The sequence below is a fragment of the Gemmatimonadales bacterium genome (genome assembly GCA_035502185.1).
In the GTDB taxonomy this organism is placed as follows: Bacteria; Gemmatimonadota; Gemmatimonadetes; order Gemmatimonadales; family JACORV01; genus Fen-1245.
The window spans coordinates 1-18160 of sequence record DATJUT010000020.1 but is presented as its reverse complement, the minus strand read 5'-3'; the positions used below and the strand labels follow the sequence as shown (position 1 = coordinate 18160).

At 71.5% G+C, this 18160-nt stretch carries 14 protein-coding genes; 8 read left to right on the top strand and 6 right to left on the bottom strand.

Annotated elements, in window-relative coordinates; translation table 11 throughout:
- Positions 1-11 precede the first annotated feature (11 nt).
- From VMF70_02710 to VMF70_02695, 4 genes are read left to right on the top strand one after another with little or no spacing between them, the layout of a single operon-like run.
- Positions 12-692 carry a carboxypeptidase regulatory-like domain-containing protein gene (locus VMF70_02710; protein ID HTT66918.1) on the top strand — a complete coding sequence of 227 codons (681 nt, stop codon included), beginning with the start codon at positions 12-14 and terminating at the stop codon, positions 690-692.
- Complete coding sequence (locus tag VMF70_02705) at positions 679-2712, top strand: protein kinase (GenBank protein HTT66917.1); 2034 nt, start codon at positions 679-681, stop codon at positions 2710-2712. The genes VMF70_02710 and VMF70_02705 overlap by 14 nt, the downstream gene beginning before the upstream one ends.
- A gap of 11 nt (positions 2713-2723) precedes the next feature.
- The gene (locus tag VMF70_02700; GenBank protein ID HTT66916.1) at positions 2724-3611 is read left to right on the top strand and encodes an ABC transporter ATP-binding protein; all 888 of its coding nucleotides are present in this window, start codon (positions 2724-2726) and stop codon (positions 3609-3611) included.
- Positions 3608-4411, top strand: a complete 804-nt coding sequence (locus VMF70_02695) for an ABC transporter permease subunit (GenBank protein ID HTT66915.1) — start codon at positions 3608-3610, stop codon at positions 4409-4411. Before VMF70_02700 ends, VMF70_02695 begins: the two co-directional genes overlap by 4 nt.
- Here the strand turns inward: VMF70_02695 and VMF70_02690 are convergent.
- The gene (locus VMF70_02690; protein ID HTT66914.1) at positions 4408-4722 is read right to left on the bottom strand and encodes a hypothetical protein; all 315 of its coding nucleotides are present in this window, start codon (positions 4720-4722) and stop codon (positions 4408-4410) included. The two genes, VMF70_02695 and VMF70_02690, sit on opposite strands and share 4 nt — an antisense overlap.
- Before the next feature lie 72 nt (positions 4723-4794).
- Between VMF70_02690 and VMF70_02685 the strand changes: the two genes are divergently transcribed.
- From VMF70_02685 to VMF70_02675, 3 genes are all read left to right on the top strand, one after another.
- Complete coding sequence (locus VMF70_02685) at positions 4795-5634, top strand: dienelactone hydrolase family protein (GenBank protein HTT66913.1); 840 nt, start codon at positions 4795-4797, stop codon at positions 5632-5634.
- Between the two features lie 158 nt (positions 5635-5792).
- A complete protein-coding gene (locus VMF70_02680) occupies positions 5793-6059 on the top strand; it encodes a hypothetical protein (GenBank protein HTT66912.1) in 267 nt (88 codons plus the stop codon).
- A gap of 49 nt (positions 6060-6108) precedes the next feature.
- The gene (locus VMF70_02675) at positions 6109-6681 is read left to right on the top strand and encodes a LysE family transporter (GenBank protein HTT66911.1); all 573 of its coding nucleotides are present in this window, start codon (positions 6109-6111) and stop codon (positions 6679-6681) included.
- 30 nt (positions 6682-6711) lie between these two features.
- Here the strand turns inward: VMF70_02675 and VMF70_02670 are convergent, their stop codons facing one another.
- From VMF70_02670 to VMF70_02660, 3 genes are all read right to left on the bottom strand, one after another.
- A complete protein-coding gene (locus VMF70_02670; GenBank protein HTT66910.1) occupies positions 6712-6987 on the bottom strand; it encodes a hypothetical protein in 276 nt (91 codons plus the stop codon).
- A 75-nt stretch (positions 6988-7062) separates the two neighbouring features.
- Positions 7063-7791 (bottom strand): hypothetical protein, encoded by a 729-nt coding sequence (locus VMF70_02665; protein HTT66909.1) that lies wholly within the window; start codon positions 7789-7791, stop codon positions 7063-7065.
- Complete coding sequence (locus tag VMF70_02660) at positions 7788-14633, bottom strand: Ig-like domain-containing protein (GenBank protein ID HTT66908.1); 6846 nt, start codon at positions 14631-14633, stop codon at positions 7788-7790. Before VMF70_02660 ends, VMF70_02665 begins: the two co-directional genes overlap by 4 nt.
- 244 nt (positions 14634-14877) lie before the next feature.
- Here VMF70_02660 and VMF70_02655 point away from each other — a divergent pair, with 244 nt between their 5' ends.
- On the top strand, positions 14878-15495 hold the full coding sequence (locus tag VMF70_02655; protein HTT66907.1) for an MOSC domain-containing protein: 618 nt from the start codon (positions 14878-14880) through the stop codon (positions 15493-15495).
- A gap of 75 nt (positions 15496-15570) precedes the next feature.
- On the opposite strand, the gene VMF70_02650 is transcribed toward VMF70_02655, so the two are convergent.
- Together VMF70_02650 and VMF70_02645 are read right to left on the bottom strand one after the other, a co-directional pair.
- Positions 15571-16965 (bottom strand): CUAEP/CCAEP-tail radical SAM protein, encoded by a 1395-nt coding sequence (locus VMF70_02650; GenBank protein HTT66906.1) that lies wholly within the window; start codon positions 16963-16965, stop codon positions 15571-15573.
- Positions 16966-16993: 28 nt separating this feature from the next.
- Positions 16994-18160, bottom strand: a 1167-nt coding sequence (locus tag VMF70_02645) for a hypothetical protein (protein HTT66905.1), incomplete at its 5' end; no start/stop codon positions are given.

Below are 18160 nucleotides of genomic sequence, written 5' to 3'. Positions count from 1 at the left end.
TGCAAAGCATAGTGAGAAGGCGGCAATTCCGCATCGCCGCGGTCGCCGCGGGGCTCGGCTGGGGTGTGGCCCCCGCGGTTGCCCGGGCGCAGGTCAGCGGCCAGGTGACGGTGGCGGACGCCGGCGGGCGATCGGCGAATGACGTCGGCAACGCCGTAGTCTACCTCGAGGGCCACGGGCCCCGGGGGGCGCCGGTGCGGGTGGACATCAGCCTCGACGGGCGCAGCTTCAGCCCGCGGGTCGTCGTCGTGCCCGTCGGCTCCACGGTCGTGTTTCCCAACCGCGACCCCTTCAACCACAACGTGTTCTCGCTGAGCGACCCGAACAGCTTCGACCTCGGCCTGTACGGCCGCGGCGAGGCGGGGGACCACCGGTTCCGGCATCCGGGCCTGGTGCGCGTGTACTGCAACATCCATCCCCAGATGAGCGGCTTCATCGTGGTGCGCGACAACGCCTACTTCGCGCAACCCGGGGCGGACGGCTCGTACACCATCCCGAGCGTGGCGCCCGGCGCCTACACGCTGCACGTCTGGCACGAGCGCGCCCCGGAAGTGACGCGCCAGATCACCGTCCCGGCGGGCGGTCTCGCCGGAGTGGACGTGTCGCTGGACGCGAGCGCCTACCACGCGGTGGCGCACAAGAACAAGTACGGCGAGGAGTACGGATCCGGGGCGACGCGTGAGCGGTACTAGGCCCGGCCGCCGCTTCCCGCTCACGCTGAAGATCTTCGCGGCCACCGCCCTGGTGGTGGTCGTGGTCCTGGGCGGCACGCTCGCGCTCGTGTCGGCTCAGGCGACGCGCAGCGCGGACGATGCGCTGTCGCAGCGCCTGCAGAACACCAGCGAGATCGCCGGGCGCTTCATCGAGGCGGAGAACGCCAAGCTCGCCGCCGGCGCCCGCGCCGCCACGCAGAACCCCAACTTCATCGCCGCCTTCAACAAGGGCGGGCCCGGCGCCATCCTGGACCTGGCGAACTCGTTCAAGGACATCCTGGGCGCCGACTACGTCCTGATCACGGACAACCAGGCCGTGGTGCGCGCCCGGACCGACGATCCGACGGCGCCGAGCGTGACGTACGATCCACCGGTCGTGGTGCAGGCCATCGAGGGCCGCCAGGGCACGTACTACGTGAACCAGGCCGACCAGCGCTTCTACCTGGCGGTGGCCACGCCCCTCAAGGACCTCGCCAGCGGGGTGGTTCTCGCGGTCGTGGTGGCGACCCACCGGGTGACCGATACCCTCGCGGCGGACGTGAAGCAGGCCTCGGGCTCCGACGTCGCGTTCTACCTCCTCGACTCGCTCGACCACCCGGTCGTCGTCGCGGGAACGGTGCCGAAGACGCCGGAGCTCCAGCAGGTGGTTGCGACGTCCGTCGCGGACCTGGCGCAGAGCGGCGCCGGGGCCGGGCGTGCCGAGGCGACGCTGGGCGGCGAGCGCATGGTGGGGCGCGCCCAGCCGCTGCAGAACCAGGGCAGCGGCCATCCGATGGGCGGCTATCTCGCGCTTCGCTCGCGCAGCCAGGAGCTGGCGGGCTTCCACCGCACCCAGCGCACCATCGTCTACGCCGGTCTGGTGGGCCTGGCCCTGGCGCTGGCGGGCTCGTGGCTGGTGGGCCGCGTGATCGGCCGTCCGGTGCGCGCGCTGGTCGGGGTGACCCGGCGGGTCACGGAGGGCGACTACGAGGCGAAGCCGGAGATCACCAGCCGGGACGAGATCGGGGAGCTGGCGGCGGCGTTCCAGCACATGGTCGAGGAGCTGAAGGCGAAGCAGCAGCTGGTCGAGGTGATGAGCTCCTCGAGCAACCAGGTGACGCGGCCGATGTACAACGCGCAGGGCGCGCTCGCGTCGGCCACCGAGGTGATGCGGGTCCAGGCCGAGCCGGGGATTCTCGCGGAGGGGATGAAGTTCGCGGGGCGCTACGAGATCAAGGGCGTGCTCGGGATGGGCGGCATGGGCGTGGTGTACCGCGCGTTGGACACCGAGCTGGGCGACGTGGTCGCGATCAAGACGCTCCGTTTGGACGCGGCGTCGTCGGAGCCCGCCGCCCTGGACCGGTTCAAGCAGGAGATCCGGCTGGCGCGGAAGATCACGCATCGGAACGTGGTGCGCACCCACGATCTCGGCGAGGTGGACGGGCTGTACTTCATCACGATGGAGTACGTGGAAGGGCACTCGCTGAAGCACCTGATCCAGAGCCGCGGCGCGCTCCCGGTCAACGTGGCGCTCACGGTCGGCAAGCAGCTGTGCCGCGCGCTGGAGGTGGCGCACGAGCAGGGGGTGATCCACCGCGACATCAAGCCGCAGAACCTGATCGTCGAGCCCTCCGGCACGCTGAAGGTGATGGACTTCGGCATCGCGCGCCTGGCGAAGCGATCGGAGGGGATGACCCAGGCGGGCATGGCGCTCGGCACGCCGGAGTACATGGCGCCGGAACAGCTGCTCGGCGCCGAGGTGGATTTCCGCGCCGATCTCTACGCCACCGGGGCCGTGCTGTTCGAGTCGCTGACCGGGCGGACGCCGTTCGTCGCCGATTCGGCGATCACGCTGGTGGCCAAGCAGATCGAGGAGGCTCCGCCCTCGCCCCGGAGCCTCAACGCCGAGGTGCCCGAGGCGCTCGAGCGGCTGATCCTGCGCGCGCTGAGGAAGGACCCCTCCGAGCGGCCGCAGAGCGCGCTGCTGTTCTACGAGGAGCTGGATGCCATCGCGGTCTGAGCCGAGTTAGGATGGACGCCCCGCCGATTCAGGTCCGTGGACTCGGCAAGCGGTACGGCGCGGTCGTTGCCTTGAAGGACCTCTCCCTCGACGTGGCGGCGGGCGAGGTCTTCGGCTTTCTCGGCCCCAACGGGGCGGGGAAGACGACGACGATCCGGCTGCTGCTGGGCCTGATCCGGCCCGACGGAGGCGAGGTGAGGGTGCTCGGCCGCGTTCCGTTCGGCCGCGGCACGGCGTCGCGCGCGGACATCGGGTACCTCCCCGGCGACATGGCCTTCTGGCCCAGGCTCTCGGGCGCCGAGACGCTCGACTTCTTCGCCGAGCTGACCGGCCGGCCTCCCGCCGCGCGCGAGCGGCTGCTGGCGCGGCTCGGTCTCGGCGCGGCCGAGCTGGGCCGCCACGTCCGCACCTACTCAGACGGGATGAAGCAGAAGCTCGGCCTGGTGCAGGCGCTCCAGTGCGAGCCCCGGCTGGTGCTCCTCGACGAGCCGACGAAGGGGCTCGATCCGCTGGTACAGCAGGGATTCTACGAGATCGTGGCCGATCTCCGGAGCGCGGGGGCCACCGTCTTCCTCTCGTCGCACGTCCTGCCCGAGGTCGAGCGGGTCTGCGACCGCGTAGCCATGCTGCGCTCCGGCGCCGTGGTCAGCCTGGGCGACGTGGAAGCCCTGCGCCGCGCCGAGCGGCGGCGGGTGATCGCCGACTTCGGCGCCGACGTGGATACGGCCGCGCTCGGGCATTTCGGCGACGTCACCGTGGCCAGACCCCGCCACGCCGAGCTGCTGGTCGCGCAGGCCGACCTGCCGGCGCTGGTCGCTCGTCTGGGGATGCTGCCGCTCGTGGACGTCGTGGTCGAGCGGCCGACGCTCGAGGAGGCCTTCCTGGAGCACTACCGGTGACGTCTCAGGTGGCGCTGCTCGGGCACCACGCGCGCCTCCACCGGGCGGCGCTCGTGCCGCTCGCGCTGGGGCTGGCGCTGTTCGAGTGGATGATGACCTTCGTGGCCGGCCAGCCGGCGGTGTCCCGGTTCCTGAGCGAGGCCCTGCGCGCCGCGCCGCCGCAGTTTCTGGCGGTTCTCAACCAGGACCTGCTGGTGGGCGTGAGCGCCCGGGGGATCGTGGGCGTCGGCTACGCCCACCCGTTCGCCTTGATCATGATGGCGGTGTGGGCGGTGCGCGTGCCGTGCGCGGCGCTCGCCGGTGAGATCGGCCGCGGCACGATGGACCTGGTGGCCGCCCGCCCCGTGACGCGCTCCAGCCAGGTCGGCGCCGCTGCCGTCGCGCTGCTCACCGGCCTGGGCGCGCTGGCCGCAGCCGCCTGGCTCGGGACCGCGGTCGGCCTGACGATGCGTCCGGTCGAGGGCGTCTCCGCGCTGCGCTACCTGCCGGTGGCCGCGGCGCTGTGGCTGGTGTTTGCGTGCTTCGGCGCGGTCGCGATCCTGGTGTCGGCGCTGTCGCGCGAGGCCGGCACGGCCATCGCCTGGATCTCGGGGTTGCTCGCCGGATCGTACGTGCTCGACTACGTGGCCCGCGTGTGGCCCCGGATGGCGTCACTCCGGCCGGCGTCGCTGTTCAGGTACTACGAGCCGCAGCAGGTGGTGGAGGCGGGGCTGGCCCGGCACGACGTGGCGGTGCTGGCGGCGGTCGGGGCGGCCGCCCTGCTGGTGGCCTTCGCCGTCTTCGCGCGCCGCGATCTCTAGTTGCTGCGGGCGGCCTCCGCATACTCGCCGGCCCGCATGCACCACTTGTGGCACTCGATCCGGCCGTCGCCGAACCGCTCGCAGCGGCGGACTTCGTCGAAGCCGGTCACGGTTCCCACGAAGGCGGCGGGCACGCCCAGCACCTTCATCGTGTGTTGCAGCACCGGGCACCACACCGTGCCCGCGACGCCGCGCCGGTCCAGCAGCATGTGCGCGGTGACGATGCCGATCGTGGATACGATGGCCACGAGGATGACGAGCGCAATCCCCACCCAGACGGCGAGAACGGCCCACAGCGCGAGATGCAGCATGGGGAGCTCCTCTCCACTTCCATCGAGAAAGTAGTGCATACCGTGGGCCGCGGGTACGCGGTGGGGCGCGCAATGCCGAGCGATTCACTTCTATTTGTGCGGGGGCGGGTGATCGCGGCCCTGCTTGCCGCCAGCACTCTCGGGAGCGCCGCCTGTTACCGCAGCGCCCCGGGCGTCGCGCCGGCCGGCGGGGTCGCGCCCGGCCTCGTCCTCCTGCCCCCCAACTACGACCGGGCGCGGGCCTACCCGGTGCTCGAGATCCTGCCACCGACCGGCAACACTGCGGGGACGCTGTTCCAGATCTACCTGAGCCGGGTGGGGCTCGGCCGCCTGTTCCGGGAGCCTCCCGAGCGCCAGCTCGCCGCCCTGCTGCCCTACCTCTTCCCGGACGCCGGACCGGACGGGGGGCCGGCGCGCGACTTCCTCGTCGTGCTCGCGAACGGCCGTGGAAGCCCGGACGACTATCGAACGCCGGCAGCCTGGTCGCGCACGATCGATCGCTACGAGCGCGAGGTCCGCGCCGACCTGCGCGCGCTGACCGCGCAGCGGCGCGTGGACACCACCCGGCTCGTGGTGGCCGGGTTCTCACTCGGCGGCGACCTGGCGTGGGCGCTCACGCTGCGCAACCCGGGCCTGCTGCGCGGCGCCATCGTGATGGCAAGCCGCGCGACCTACCGGCCCTCGTCCGCGGACGCTGCGGCGCTGCGGGATGCCCGCTTCTATCTCACCATGGGCACCGCCGACGATCCGCGCCGCCGCCAGCTCGCGCGCGCGGCGGCGGACCTGCTGGATCGTCTCGGGATCGATCACCAGTTCGTCATGATCCCGGGAGCCGGCCATGAGCCCGCTCCGCTGGCGACGTTCGCCAGGGCGCTCGACTTCGTCTTCCGTCGGGGCCACAATAGCGACTGATTGCGTCGCGATGGTGGCGGTTTCGCGTTCGCGGCCGGTCCGAACAAGTACGAGGTGGCGCGCCGGCGCCGCGGGAGCGAGTCTTGGAGGTGGCGGGGCCGGAACCGTCCGGCCCGCGCCGAGCGGCCGGGTGTCCGGACCGCTCATGCGGGGGTACCATGACCGTCTGCACGCAGTTTCCGGCCCAGAACGTCCGCGACTGGCGGCGGATCGAGCGGTGCATCCACGACATCCTGGCGTTCACGGGCGCGGAGCCCGCGGCCATCACCGCCATCACGGCGCGGATGAAGCCGTTCTTCCGGCTGTGCGACCGCGAATGCACCAGCGACGACGAGCTGCGCGGCTTCATCGCCGATCTGCTGTTCGACCGCCTGAAGGTCGAGTCGGAGCTGTACTACGCCCGGAGCCTCGAGTCCGTCTCCTGACTTCACGGGCTACCTGATCCTCGGCTGCACGTACGCCTTCGCGGCGGCCGTGCAGCCGGGCCCGTATCAGACCTACCTCGTCTCCCAGGCACTGAGCCACGGCTGGCGGCGCACGCTGCCCGCCGCGCTGGCTCCACTGCTGAGCGATGCACCCATCATCCTCCTGGCGCTCCTGGCGTTGAGCCGCGTGCCGCGCGGCCTGGAGCAGGGCCTGCGCTGCGCCGGCGGAGCGTTCCTCCTGTTCCTCGCGTGGCGTGCCTTCGGTGCGTGGCGGAGCTACCGGCTGGCACCGCCCGAGCGGGCGGGTTCCGGGAGCCGCAGTCTGCTGACGGCGGCCGGGGTGAACCTGTTGAACCCGAATCCCTGGCTGGGCTGGTGCCTGGTGATGGGACCGCTGCTGCTCAGGTCGTGGCGGGCGAGCGCGCTTGACGGCATCGCGCTGCTGGCCGCGTTCTACGGCACGATGGCACTGGCATCGGCGGGGATCATCGTGCTATTCGCGGGGGCGAGAGAGCTTGGGGCGCGCGTCGCGCGCGCCCTGGTCGGCGTGTCGGCCGCGGCCCTGGCGTGCTTCGGTTGCTGGCAGCTGTGGTGGGGGGCGGCCGGGCTGCTGAGAGGCTGAGGCCGTGCGGCGCGTCAGGCCGTCACGTGGTCAGATCTGCAGATACCGCTCGCACAGCTCCACGAGCCGCTCGTCGCCCTCGGACCGGGCCCGCTCGAGGATGTCGCGCACGGCGGGAAACAGCCGAGGCTCGCCCCAGTAGTATCCGGTCGCCATCTCCGCGCTGCCGGTCTGCCCCGCCCGGGCGGCCTCCAGGATCGCCGCGGCCGCCGCGGCGTCGAACCCGGGGTCGTCCCGGGGCGGCAGGGAGACCCGGTAGCCAGGGTCTCCCCAGGAATCGTGCTCGCCGACGAAGGCGCGGGACATGGGAGGAATCTAGCTCGCGACGCAAGAGGGCCGCTCGACCTGCGAGCGGCCCTCTGCTGCGCGACGCGCGGCCGGCTATGGTCGGTTCGGCGGGCTCTGCGCCGGGCGGGTCACGGCGGGCCTTACCTGCGCCGGCCGGCCGGTGCCCGGTCGAGCGGGGGGCGGCGCGGGCGGCGTCGGAAGGACCATCGCCAGGCCTCCACGCGCGGCGCAGGCGCCCTCGCTCGGCGTGCCCCCGAGGTAGCTGCCGTCCTTGCAGCGCATCGTGGCGCCGGCGGGCGGCGGCGCATTGAGCGCCGCGGCGGCCGTCAGAGCGGCGGGCGTTGCCGACACGCGGGCGGCCGCCGCCGGCGGCGCCGCGCGCTGCGGCATCACGGCCAGCAGCCCGCGGTGGCTCGCGCAGGCGCTGGCAGCGGCCGGCGGGAGGACGAACGAGCCGTCGTTGCACTGGGCGACGGCGTTGGCGGGCGGCGCCGCGACGGCGGCGCGGGCGGCGGGGCGCGTCGAGTCCAGGGGCAGTCCAATCGGGGCCGGAGCGGGGCGCACTGCCGCGGCGACGGGCGTGGGACTGACTGCTGCGGCGGCCGGCCCGGCCGCCCGGGGCGGCGGGGCCGATGGAGGAGGCGGCAGCAGCGCGGGCGCGCGCGTGCCGACCGGCGCCGGTGGCGGCGGCGGGTTCGTGGGAGCCTGGGCGGACGCGTTCGGTGCGCCGGCGAGGAGCGCGATCGCCAGGGCGAGCGCTCCGGTCGCGGCGGCCTTCGAGCGCGCGCAGCGCATGGCGGCGAACGGGAGCGAGGTCGTCATGGCGACACCGTGATCGTTGGCGTGTTGTACGCGACGTAATTCGTCGCGGTGATCGTCGCCTGGCCCGTGCCCTGGGACACGCCCTTCACGTAGAACTGGACGTAGTACGCGTCCTTCGGGATCACCACGCTGGTGATGACCGCGCTGTTGGCCCCGCCCGAGACGAACTCGATGCTCCCGCTCGGCGCCAGCGTGAAGGTCGTGGCGTTCTGCACGTAGTGCGAGACCTGCGCCGAGTCATAGGCGAACATCGTGATCAGGGCCGAGTCCCCGTTGGCCAGGGACAGCGTCGAAGGCCAGCCGCCGATCGGGCTCACCTGGCCGAGGGTGACCGCCGTGTACCCCGTGGCCGGGTTCTCGACCGGCGAGGTCGTGGTCGCCACCAGGGTGTCCATGCCGACCGTCGCGCCCACCACGTGGAAGTACACGTAGTACGTGCCGGTCGGAATCGTGACGACCGACCGCGCGGTGTCGTTCAGCAGAATGCTGGTGCGCGGCGTGCCCGAGTGCGCCAGCGTGACGTCGATGGGCGACGTCGCGTCGTCCGGCGTATAGACGTACAGGTTGTTGTACTGCCCGATGCCGAGCGACTGGGTCGCCCAGTCGAAGTTGAGCGACGGCGTCTGCACGGTGACGTTGAAGGTCGCCTGGTTGTAGGCGTACTGGGCCGCGCGCGTGTCGGTCGCCGACAGCTGGGCCGTGCCGGTGGTCCCGCCGGGGCCCCAGGTGGGCGTGCTCGCGTAGTAGGAGCCCGCCGGGATCGTGACCGTCGTCGAGTCGATGGTCGCCACGGCCGTGGCCGACGACGCCAGCGTCACGACCACGTTCTCCGTCGTGTAGTGCGAGGTGCCGTTCGCGTCCTCGGCGTAGAGGTAAATGCCCGTCCTCGGCGAGGTCGTGTTGAGCAGGCCGGTCGTGCTGATCTGGAACTTCGGCCGCGTGACCTGCACGGTGATGGGCGTGGGGGAGCTGTAGCCCGTGGCTGTGGCCTGGACCTGGACCGTGCCGATCGTGTCCATGCCGGTCACGGCGAAGTAGGCATAGTACGACCCGGCCGGAATGGTCACCGAGGCCGGAACCGTGGCGACCGTGGTGCCCGTGCTCAGCAGATTCACCACCAGCGGCGCGGCCACGTTGTTGGCCGTCTGGACGTAGACGCCCGTGGGTCCGGTCGTCTGGCGGTTGCCGAGCACCAGGGACCCGGTGCTGAAGGTGAGCGACGGCCCGGTCACGGTGATCGTGTTCGTCGTGACCGGCTGGTAGCCGCTGTTGGCCGAGTCGGAGAAGGTGACGCTGGCGGTGCCAGGCCCGACCACGATCACCGAGTCCTGCGCGTAGTACGTGTTCTTCGGGATGCGGAAGTAGGCGCTCGTCACCTGGAGGACCGTGGGGTCGCTCGAGACCGCGTGCACCACCACCGTGTCCATGGTGTAGTGGCCGTTGCCGACGCTGTCGGTCGCGTAGACGTACAGGCCGATCGGCGGATTGGTGGTCGTCGTCGAGCTCGGCAGGCCCCCGGTCGTGAACTTCGGCGTGGACACGGTGACGTACGCCGTGTCCGTGCCGTACCCGGTCGCCGACACCGACAGCGTATCGGTCCCGTTCGCCAGGCCGAAGATCTCCCCGTAGATGTAGTAGGTGCCCGACGGGATCGTGTCCGCCAGGGTGTTCAACGAATCCACGTTCGCGTGCTTCTGCGTCAGCGTCGCGGGCACCGCCACGGCCCGGCTGTCGGGCGTGTGGACGTAGTAGCCCTGGAAGCTCGGGCTCAGGTGCTGGCGCCGTCCGAGCAGCGTCGAGCCGAAGTTGAACGCGATCGGCGGCGTGTTCACGGTGACCGTGGGTGAGTCGAGCGAGAGCTGGCCCGCGGCCGTGAGCAGAATGCGGGTCGAGCCGACGCCCGCCGGCGTGACGTGCGGCGCGTTGGTGTAGTACGCCCCGGCGCCGATCGTGACCGCCGAGGAGTCCACCTTGGCCTTGCTGGTGTCCACCACGCTGATCCCGACCGCCTCGGAGGCGATGCGCCAGTGCGCATTGCGCGTCGTGTCCGCCGCGTAGATGTAGAAATTCGTGCCGGGGTTGAAGTTGTTGAACGTGTAGTTGCTCGGCGAAATGATCGTCGGCGTCGTCACGGTGTACGTCGCGCTGGTGGAGCCGTAGCCCGGCGCCGTGGCGCCGATGGTCACCGGGCCGCCGGCGGCCAAGCCCTGGACCGTGAAGTAGACGTAGTACGTGCCCGTCGGAATCGTCACCGTGGCCGGCACGCCGATCTTCGTCGCGTCCGAGTTGGACAGCGTCACCACCAGCGGCGCCGTCACGTTGTTCGGCACCTGCACATAGACGTTGCTGGGGTCCTCCTGGCCTACGCCGAGGAGCCTCGAGCCCCAGCTCAGGCTGAGCGGCGGCCCGTTCACGGTGTAGAGCACGGAGTCGGGCGTGTGGCCGCTGGCCGTGGCGATGACCCAGGCCGTGCCGCCCAGGGCCGCCGGCGTGACGCGCGCGCCGTAGGTGTAGTAGGTGGCTGGCTGGATCGTCACCAGGGTGTCGAGCACCTTCAGCACGGTGGTATCCGAGGACCGCAGGTTGACGGCCAGCGAGTTCACCCGGTAGTGCGCGTTCTTGGTCGAGTCCTCCGAGTACACGTACAGGTACTGGGTCCCCGACGTGGTGTAGATCGTGTTGGTGCAGCAGATCCCCACGTGCGGCGTGGTGGTGATGGCCGCGATGGTGTCCGAGGTCGTCCAGCCGGTCGCCGACGCCCTGAGGGCCGCCAGACCGAGCCCGGTCCCCGTGATGGTGAAGTACGCGTAGTAGCTGCCGGACGGGATCGTGACCGCCGGCGTCACCAACGCCTTGGTGGTATCGCTGCTGCTGAGCGTGACCGGGATCGCGACGTTCGTGCTGACGTAGGAAGAGACGTAGACATAGTGGTTCTGGTCGTACTGGCCCAGCCCGAGGATAGCCGACGGCGAGGTCAGCGTCAGCACCGGCGCGTAGACGGTGAAGGTGGACGCGGCGCCGTTCACGCCGGTGGCGTTGGGCGTGATGGTCGTCGTGCCCGCCGCCAGCCCGCGGATCTGGATGTCCGCCGCCAGCTGGCCCTGGGGGATGTAGGCCGGGTCGGGCGAGACGGACGCGACGCCCGGCGTCCCGTACACGAACGTGATGTAGGTGCCGCCGGCCGGCGACGGATCGGAGAGGTGGACCTGGGTCGTGACGACGTCCGTCGCGTTGATCCCGTAGCTGCCCGAGGCCAGGTTCATGTTCGCCGTGACCTTGGCGACCGCGCTCCCCGCCGTGTAGCCGCCGCCGCTGCCGTCACTCGCCGTCACCGTCGTCGTGCCCGCGCTGTCGCCCACCAGCGTCGCGTTCACCGCCGTCGCGCCGGCCGCGACCGTGACGGTCGTGGTCTGCCAGTGCGCGTAGGCGGCGGGGCTCACGGCGAGGTTCACCGTGAACTGCCCGCCCGTCGCGAGCGGCGTGCTGAGCAGGACCGGGATCGAGGCGGTCGACCCGCGCCCGACCGACACGGTGTCGCGCCCGAACGAGATCACCTTCGGCACGCTCCCGCCGCCGACCGTGACGGCCAGCTTGTTCGACGTGATCGCGCCGCTCGAGGCCGTGACCGTGTCGACGCCGTTCGTCGTTCCGCCCGTCACCACTCCCGTCGCCGAGTCCACGGTGGCGATGGCCGGGAACTGGGACACGTACTTGAACGCGCCACCCGAGATGTACCGGCTGTTGGCGTCGAGGCCGCGCGCCGTGAGGCTGATCGTGCCGCCCTGGCCGATCGTGGCCGTAGGATTGGAGGCGGGCGGTGAGAGCTGGATGGACGCCAGCACCTGCGAGACCGTCAGGTACGCGCCCGGGGCCGAGGTGAAGCCCTGGGCCGTGGCCTTGATGGTCGTGACGCCGTTGGCCGCCGAGGTCGCCGTCGCGGTGTCCGAGGTCTGGTTCGGCACCGACGCCACGGACGGGTTGGTCGAAACCCAGGTGAACTGGGTCACGGCCGGCATCAGCACGTTCAGCGTGTCGTACGCGAAGGCGTGGTAGCGGCGCGTGATGGCCAGCGAGGGCAGGCTCGCCGTGTCGTTCTTGGTGGCGCCGCCCGAGTCCACGGCCACCGCGATGCGCGTGATGGCCGTCAGGACGGTGAGGTTCCCGACGCCCGTGACCGTGCCCGAGGTAGCCTTGATCTGCGCCGACCCGAGGCCGACGGCGGCCACGTGGCCGCTCGTGTCCACGGTCGCCACGGCGGCCGCCGTGGTGGACCAGGTGAACGGCGGGTTGCTCGGCAGCGGCGTCCCCAGTCCGTCCACGGCCTGCGCGACGTAGTTGAAGCTGGTGCCGAGGTACAGGTTCCGGTTGGCCGGTGTGACGGTGATCGAGCCGAGCTTCTGTTGCACCACGATCTGAGCCGTGTCGCTCGTTCCGCCCGCCTCGGTCGCCACGACCTTGGTCGAGCCGTTGGCGTGTGCGGTCACGACGCCCGAGGCGTTGACCGACGCGGTCGCGGCGTTGAGGCTGGTCCAGGTGTAGCTGCCCGGCACGTTGCCGCCGGCGGCGGTCTTCGCCTGCGCGACGAGCGTCACGGTGCCGTTGATCGCGGTGATCGTGTCGAGCTTCGGCGACACGGTCGTCGAGGCGATGGCCGCGCCCGTGGCGGTGGCCGTGACCGTCAGCGGTGAGCCGGACGCGCCGGGCGCCGTGACGCTCAAACTCTGCGAGCCGACCGTCGGGCCGAGCGTCCAGCTCGTGCTGGTCTGCCCCGAGGCGTTGGTCAATGCGGCGAGCGGCGAGACGGAGCCGCCGCCCGATGCCACCGCGAAGCCGACCAGGAAGCCGTTCACCGGGTTGCTGAGGGAGTCGGTCACCTTCACGGTGACGGGCTGTGACAGCAGCGTATCCACTCCACCCGTCTGCCCGCCGCCCGAGACCAGCGCCAGGGAGCCGTTGAAGCCCGTCACGACGACCACTTCCAACCCGATGGCGTAGTTCGGTGCGACGGCGTACACCGGCACGGTACCGGTGCCCAAACCCGTGATGGTCACGGAGCCCGACGTGCTCCCGGCCGGGATGGTGTCCACCAGGCTGCCTGTCGTCACCGAACCCTTGAGGAACTTGAACTTGGTGGTGTCGCCGCTCACCAGAGCAACCAGCAGACCCCCGGCCGGCGCCGCCGTGGAAAGGCCGATCCCGAGGACGGCCGTGCGGCCCATCCCCACCGAGTCATAGGTCAGCGTAACGAAGCTCGGCGTCGCCACGGCTGTGGTCGTGCCCGCCGCGTACCCCGGCGCGGTGGCGTGGAGCGTCGTCTGGCCCGGAGCGACGCCGGAGAGCAGGATCGTCCCCACCACGCCGCCCGCCGGGATGCTGATCGTCCCGGGGCTCTTCACCGTGACGTGATTGGTGCTGTCGCTCGTCACCGTCACGGTGAGACCGCCCGCCGGCGCCGGCGGCGCGATGGTCACCACCGCCTGGGCCTGCTGGTTGGCGCCGATGCCCACCAGGCCGCCCGGCACGCTGAGCGCGATCACGTTCGACGCGGTCGTCCCCGTCGCCGTGAAGGTCACCGGGTTGAGCGAGGTGCCCGTCGCGGTGGCCGTCAGCGTGTTCGCCCCCGGCGTGCTGCCGAGGGTCCAGCTGCCGACGGTGGCGATGCCCGCCGCGTTGGTCGTCGTGGAGCCGCCAGTCACGCTGCCGCCGCCGCTCGCGACGGCGAACGTCACCGCCTGGCCCGGGACCGGGACGAGGTTCGCGTCCGTCACCTTGACCGACGGCGGCACCACCACCGGCGTGCCGGCCGCGGCGCTCTGACCGTCGCCGGCGACCTTCGTGATGCTCGCGGGCGCCCCCACCTGTCCGATGCCGGTGGCGGTGAACTGCACCGACGCCGCGGTGCCCACCTTGGCCGTGAACGAGTTGGTGCCCGCCGTGGTGCTCAGCGTTGCGATGGCCTGCGCGATGCCGAGCGAGTCGGTCATCACCACGGCCGGATTCACGGAGCCGCCGCCGGAGGCCGTGAACTGGACGCTCGCGCCCGCGACCGGCAGGTTGTCGGCGGCGAGCACCTTCACCACCAGCGGGAGCTCGAGCGGCGTGCCCACGGATCCGCTCTGCCCGTTGCCGCTGATGATCTGGATCTGGCTGGGCACGGGCGCGACCGTGACCTGCGTGGAGTCCCACACTCCGGTCGGCGTGTGCGCGTAGACCCACACCGTGCCGCGGGTCGTTCCCGCCTTGAACACCCCGTTGGCGTTGATCTTGTTGGACGCGGTACCCGTGGACCAGGCCACGTAGAACTGCGTCACCGCACCCTCGCTCGAATCGAACGCCGTGATCCGGAACGGCAGCGACGCGCCGAACGTCACGCCCGAGTCACGCGGCGCGATCTGGAGGAACGCGATCTGCGCGCCGGGTCCCACGAACGCCAGCTCGACCACCTGGGTGGGCGGCCCGGACGACAGCCCGGCGCTGACCAGGACGGCCTGCTGGCCCGTGAACATGACGGTGCCGCCGGACAACAGCTGGATCGTGACGTTATAGGTCGCCGTGTCCGTCACGGGCACGGACATGCTGGCGGTGATCTGCGCGGAGTCGGGGGAGAAGTTGAAGGTCTGGGAGACGGAGTCTGAACCGTGCACGGCGATCAGGCGCACCTGGTCCACCGACATGCCGCCGAACGTGCCCATCCCGTAGCGCACGACCGGCTGGAAGGCCAGCCCCACCATCCGGCGGTTGAGTGCGGTCGGACTGTCGCAGGTCAACACGGCGCCCGCCGCGAGGACGACGGGCAACAGCCCGCGGAGCAACCTGCGGGCACGGGTCGGGAGGCGCTCCACGGGTATCACGTTCCGGCCGCCAAAGTAACTCGGGGGAGAAGGATACTGTCAAGCAATGGTAGCGATCGGTTAGCTTGGGCGCTATGCGACGCCGCCACACGATAATTGTGACCGGGGTCACGCTGGCCGGTGGCCGTCCGGACACCGGACCCGCGGGCTCGTGACGGACCGTTCTTCGGCGGCGTTCGGGGAGGCCGCGGGCCCACTGGAGCCTCTCCTTTCGCCGCAACTGATCTCGGTCAACGTGGGGTTGCCGCGCGAGGTCGAGTGGCGGGGCAGGACGGTCCGGACGGCCATCTTCAAGAACCCGGTGCGCGGCGCCGTCCGGGTGCGGCACCTCAACCTCGAGGGCGACGGGCAGGCCGATCCCACGGTGCACGGCGGGACGTACAAGGCCGTCTACCTCTACCCTTCGGAGCACTACGCCTACTGGCGGACGCGGATCGGCGAGCAGGCCTGGGGCGCCTTCGGCGAAAACCTGACCACGGCCGGGATCAGCGAGCATTTCATTCGGATCGGCGACCGGCTCAGGATCGGGACGACCGAGCTGCTGGTCACCCAGCCGCGGCTGCCGTGCTACAAGCTCGCGCTGAGGCTCGGCCGGCCCGACATGGAGAAGCGCTTCCTGGCGAGCGGGCTTACCGGGTTCTACCTGCGCGTCGCCGTCGAAGGAGAGGTTGCTGCAGGAGACGCGGTCACGGTTGCGGAGTCCGCGGGCGACTCGGTCACCGTCGCGGAGGTGGTCCGGCTCTACCGGACCGAGCGTCCCGACGTCGAGGCGCTGCGCCAGCTCGCCGACCTCCCGGCGCTGCCGGAAGGCTTGCGCGGGCACTTCCGACGGCTGATCGAGCGCGCCGGCTGACGCTCCCGTCGGCGCGCGCCGGAGGCCGGCGCTTCATGCGATCACCGAGCCCAACTGGCTCGCGGTGGGCTCCGCTCAGCAGAACCACGGCTCGGTGAGCCGCGGTGCCACGGGACGCCGCTCGGCGTGCGTGGCGAGCGCCTCGGGCCGCCGACCGGCCGCGGCGTAGGCCGCCTCGCGCACCTTCCGGAACGTCGTCTCCGCCGGCTCGCGCGCGTGGTTCGCCTCGTGCACGAGGTCGGTGACGGCCCTGCACAGCCCCTCCATCCGCTCGTCCGGATGCTCCCAGCGGTACGTGAACGCCTCGGCGTCGAGCCCCCGCAGGTACGGCTGGATGTCCGGCTGTGCCAGGAGCGCGGATCCGGGGGGAACCAGGAGCCGGACCGCGAGCTGGACCGGCTCGACGCAGTCGACCAGGTCGCGGCCGATGAGCCACTCCACCAGCTCGACGTAGTCGTCGAGCGAGGTCCACGGCGTGAATGGAAGCCACGACGGCCGCACCGTGATGCCGGCCGACCGCGCCGCTTCGAGCGCCCGCTCGAGATCCGCGCGGGTGTGCCCCTTGTCCAGCTTCTCGAGGACGGCATCGCTGAGCGACTCGGCGGCGGTGACGACGAACGCGGCTCCCGCCGCGGCGAGCCGTGGCAGCAGCGCGCGATGCGCGAGGAGGTGCTCGACCTTGGCCGTGAAGTCGAAGCTCAGCGCCGGGAACTCGGCGTGCAGCGTCTCGGCGATGCGCAGCGCGTGGCCGGGCCCGTTGAGGAAGTCGGGGTCCGCGAACGTGACGTGCCGGGCGCCCGCGGCGACCTGGCGGCGGATGTCTTCCAGGACCACGTCCGGGGGCACGACGAAGAACCGGCCGCCGTACACCGGCGGTATGGGGCAGTGCCGGCACCCGTGGAGGCAGCCGCGGCTCGCCTCGACGACGCCGGCGACGCGGCGCTCGCCCTCCCGCTCGAAGGCGGCGTAGCGGTGGAGCGGCGCCAGCCGCTCGCGGCTCGGCACGGGATAGCGGAGCCGGGCCACGTATGGCCCCGGGGCGGGCGGCGGCGCCTGGCCCCGCTCGAGGGCTTCGGCCAGCGCGACCAGGGGCTCCTCCGCCTCGCCGCCGAGGATCACGTCGGCGCAGGCGCCGAGCAGGACATGCCGGTTCAGGATCGCGTACAGCCCGTGGAAACAGATGGTGGCCGCGGGGTTGAGGGCGCGCACCTGCGCGGCCGCCTGGACGCCGATCCGGAGCGCGGTGTGCATCGGGACCGAGATGGCGACGAGCCTCGAGCGCCGGATGCGGCCGGCATCCAGCGGCTCGAGGGCGAGGTCCAGCGCGTCGGGCCGGAAGCCGGCGCGCTCGAGGAAGGCCATCGGGAAGGCCAGGCCCATCGGCTGGTGACCCAGCTCGTAGCACGAGACGAGGAGGATCGCGCCGGGATCGCGGAGCGAGAGGGGCGGGGCTGAGGCGTCGAGCGGCACGGCGATGCGGGTCAGGCGGGACGCCGGCTCACAACCCGAACAGGTACGACAGCTTCGCGAAGAAGCCGTCCTCGGTGCGGGACCGCTGCCGGCCGACGGCGCACGCGGCGTCGAACGCCGAGCAGGAGGCGCCGTAGCCGAGGTAGATGAGGGTGCCGGGGCTGGGACGGTACGAGAACAGCCAGTCCACCCGCAGCTCGTTCGAGGTGCTGGGGCCGACGACGGCCCCCGCCACGATCAGCGTGTCGCCGCTGGCGGGGTCGAGCAGCGCGTCGCTCCGCAGCGTGGTGTACTGGCCCACGACGCGGAAGAAGATTGAGCGCGTGGCCTGGTACTCGACCTTGAGGCGCGGGATGTCCTCGGACGAGAACCAGCTGCCGTCGCGGCGGTGGATGGTGAGCCGGCTGTACTGCGCCGCGATCCGCACCGCGGGCGTGGGCCGCAGGTCCACCTCGCCGCTCAGCGACATGGCGGTGCCGCGCGCCGCCTCGTCGAAGTTGGCGACCGCCCCGTACGACCAGCTCGCCGTGCCGGTGAACTGCCGCCACGTGGGCGTGGTGAGGCCGGCGCCGAGCGTGAAGAGATTGTCGAGCATCGCGGGCACCGCGAAGGGCACCGTGGTGGTGTCGGTCGGCACGGAGGTGGCGCGGACGCGATAACTGCCGTAGGGCGTGCCCAGGTAGCCGGGCGAGGTCGGGTCGAACCGGTAGAAGTTGCGCTGCAGGCTGACGTTGGGCTGCCACCAGCCGCGCAGGGTGCCCTGGAGATTGACGCTCTCGCTGCCTTCGACCGCCGCCTGCCGGCCGAAGCCGTCATAGCTCCACACCCGTGAGATGGTCTGGAAGCTCGACACGGTCTCGAGCAGCGCGCCGCGCTCGCCGTAGCCGGTGAAGCGGTTGAAGTAGCTCAGGTTCACGATGCCCGTACGGTTGACGAACCCGGCGGCGGCCTGGAAGTCGGGAGCGATGCCGGTCGCGTTCAGGTGGAAGCCCCAGTCGCGGCCGGTGCGGTCCCACGTGGCTTGCATGAGCGTGCCGCGGTGGAAGCCCGTCGTGTCGTGCGTCCAGGTCGCGACGCCCTGCAGCTCGATGAAGTAGATGCGGTTGTGCACGATGTGGGCGTCGAGGTCCAGGAGGCGCGAGAACTGGCCGCCGTCCTCCTTGGTGGTGCCCACGAAGCCGAGGTTCGACGTCGG

Coding starts and splice junctions, on each gene's coding strand:
- VMF70_02700 (HTT66916.1), top strand. CDS start 2,724: ATGGACGCCCCGCCGATTCAGGTCCGTGGACTCGGCAAGCGGTACGGC.
- VMF70_02690 (HTT66914.1), bottom strand. CDS start 4,722: ATGCTGCATCTCGCGCTGTGGGCCGTTCTCGCCGTCTGGGTGGGGATT.
- VMF70_02685 (HTT66913.1), top strand. CDS start 4,795: ATGCCGAGCGATTCACTTCTATTTGTGCGGGGGCGGGTGATCGCGGCC.
- VMF70_02680 (HTT66912.1), top strand. CDS start 5,793: ATGACCGTCTGCACGCAGTTTCCGGCCCAGAACGTCCGCGACTGGCGG.
- VMF70_02670 (HTT66910.1), bottom strand. CDS start 6,987: ATGTCCCGCGCCTTCGTCGGCGAGCACGATTCCTGGGGAGACCCTGGC.
- VMF70_02665 (HTT66909.1), bottom strand. CDS start 7,791: ATGACGACCTCGCTCCCGTTCGCCGCCATGCGCTGCGCGCGCTCGAAG.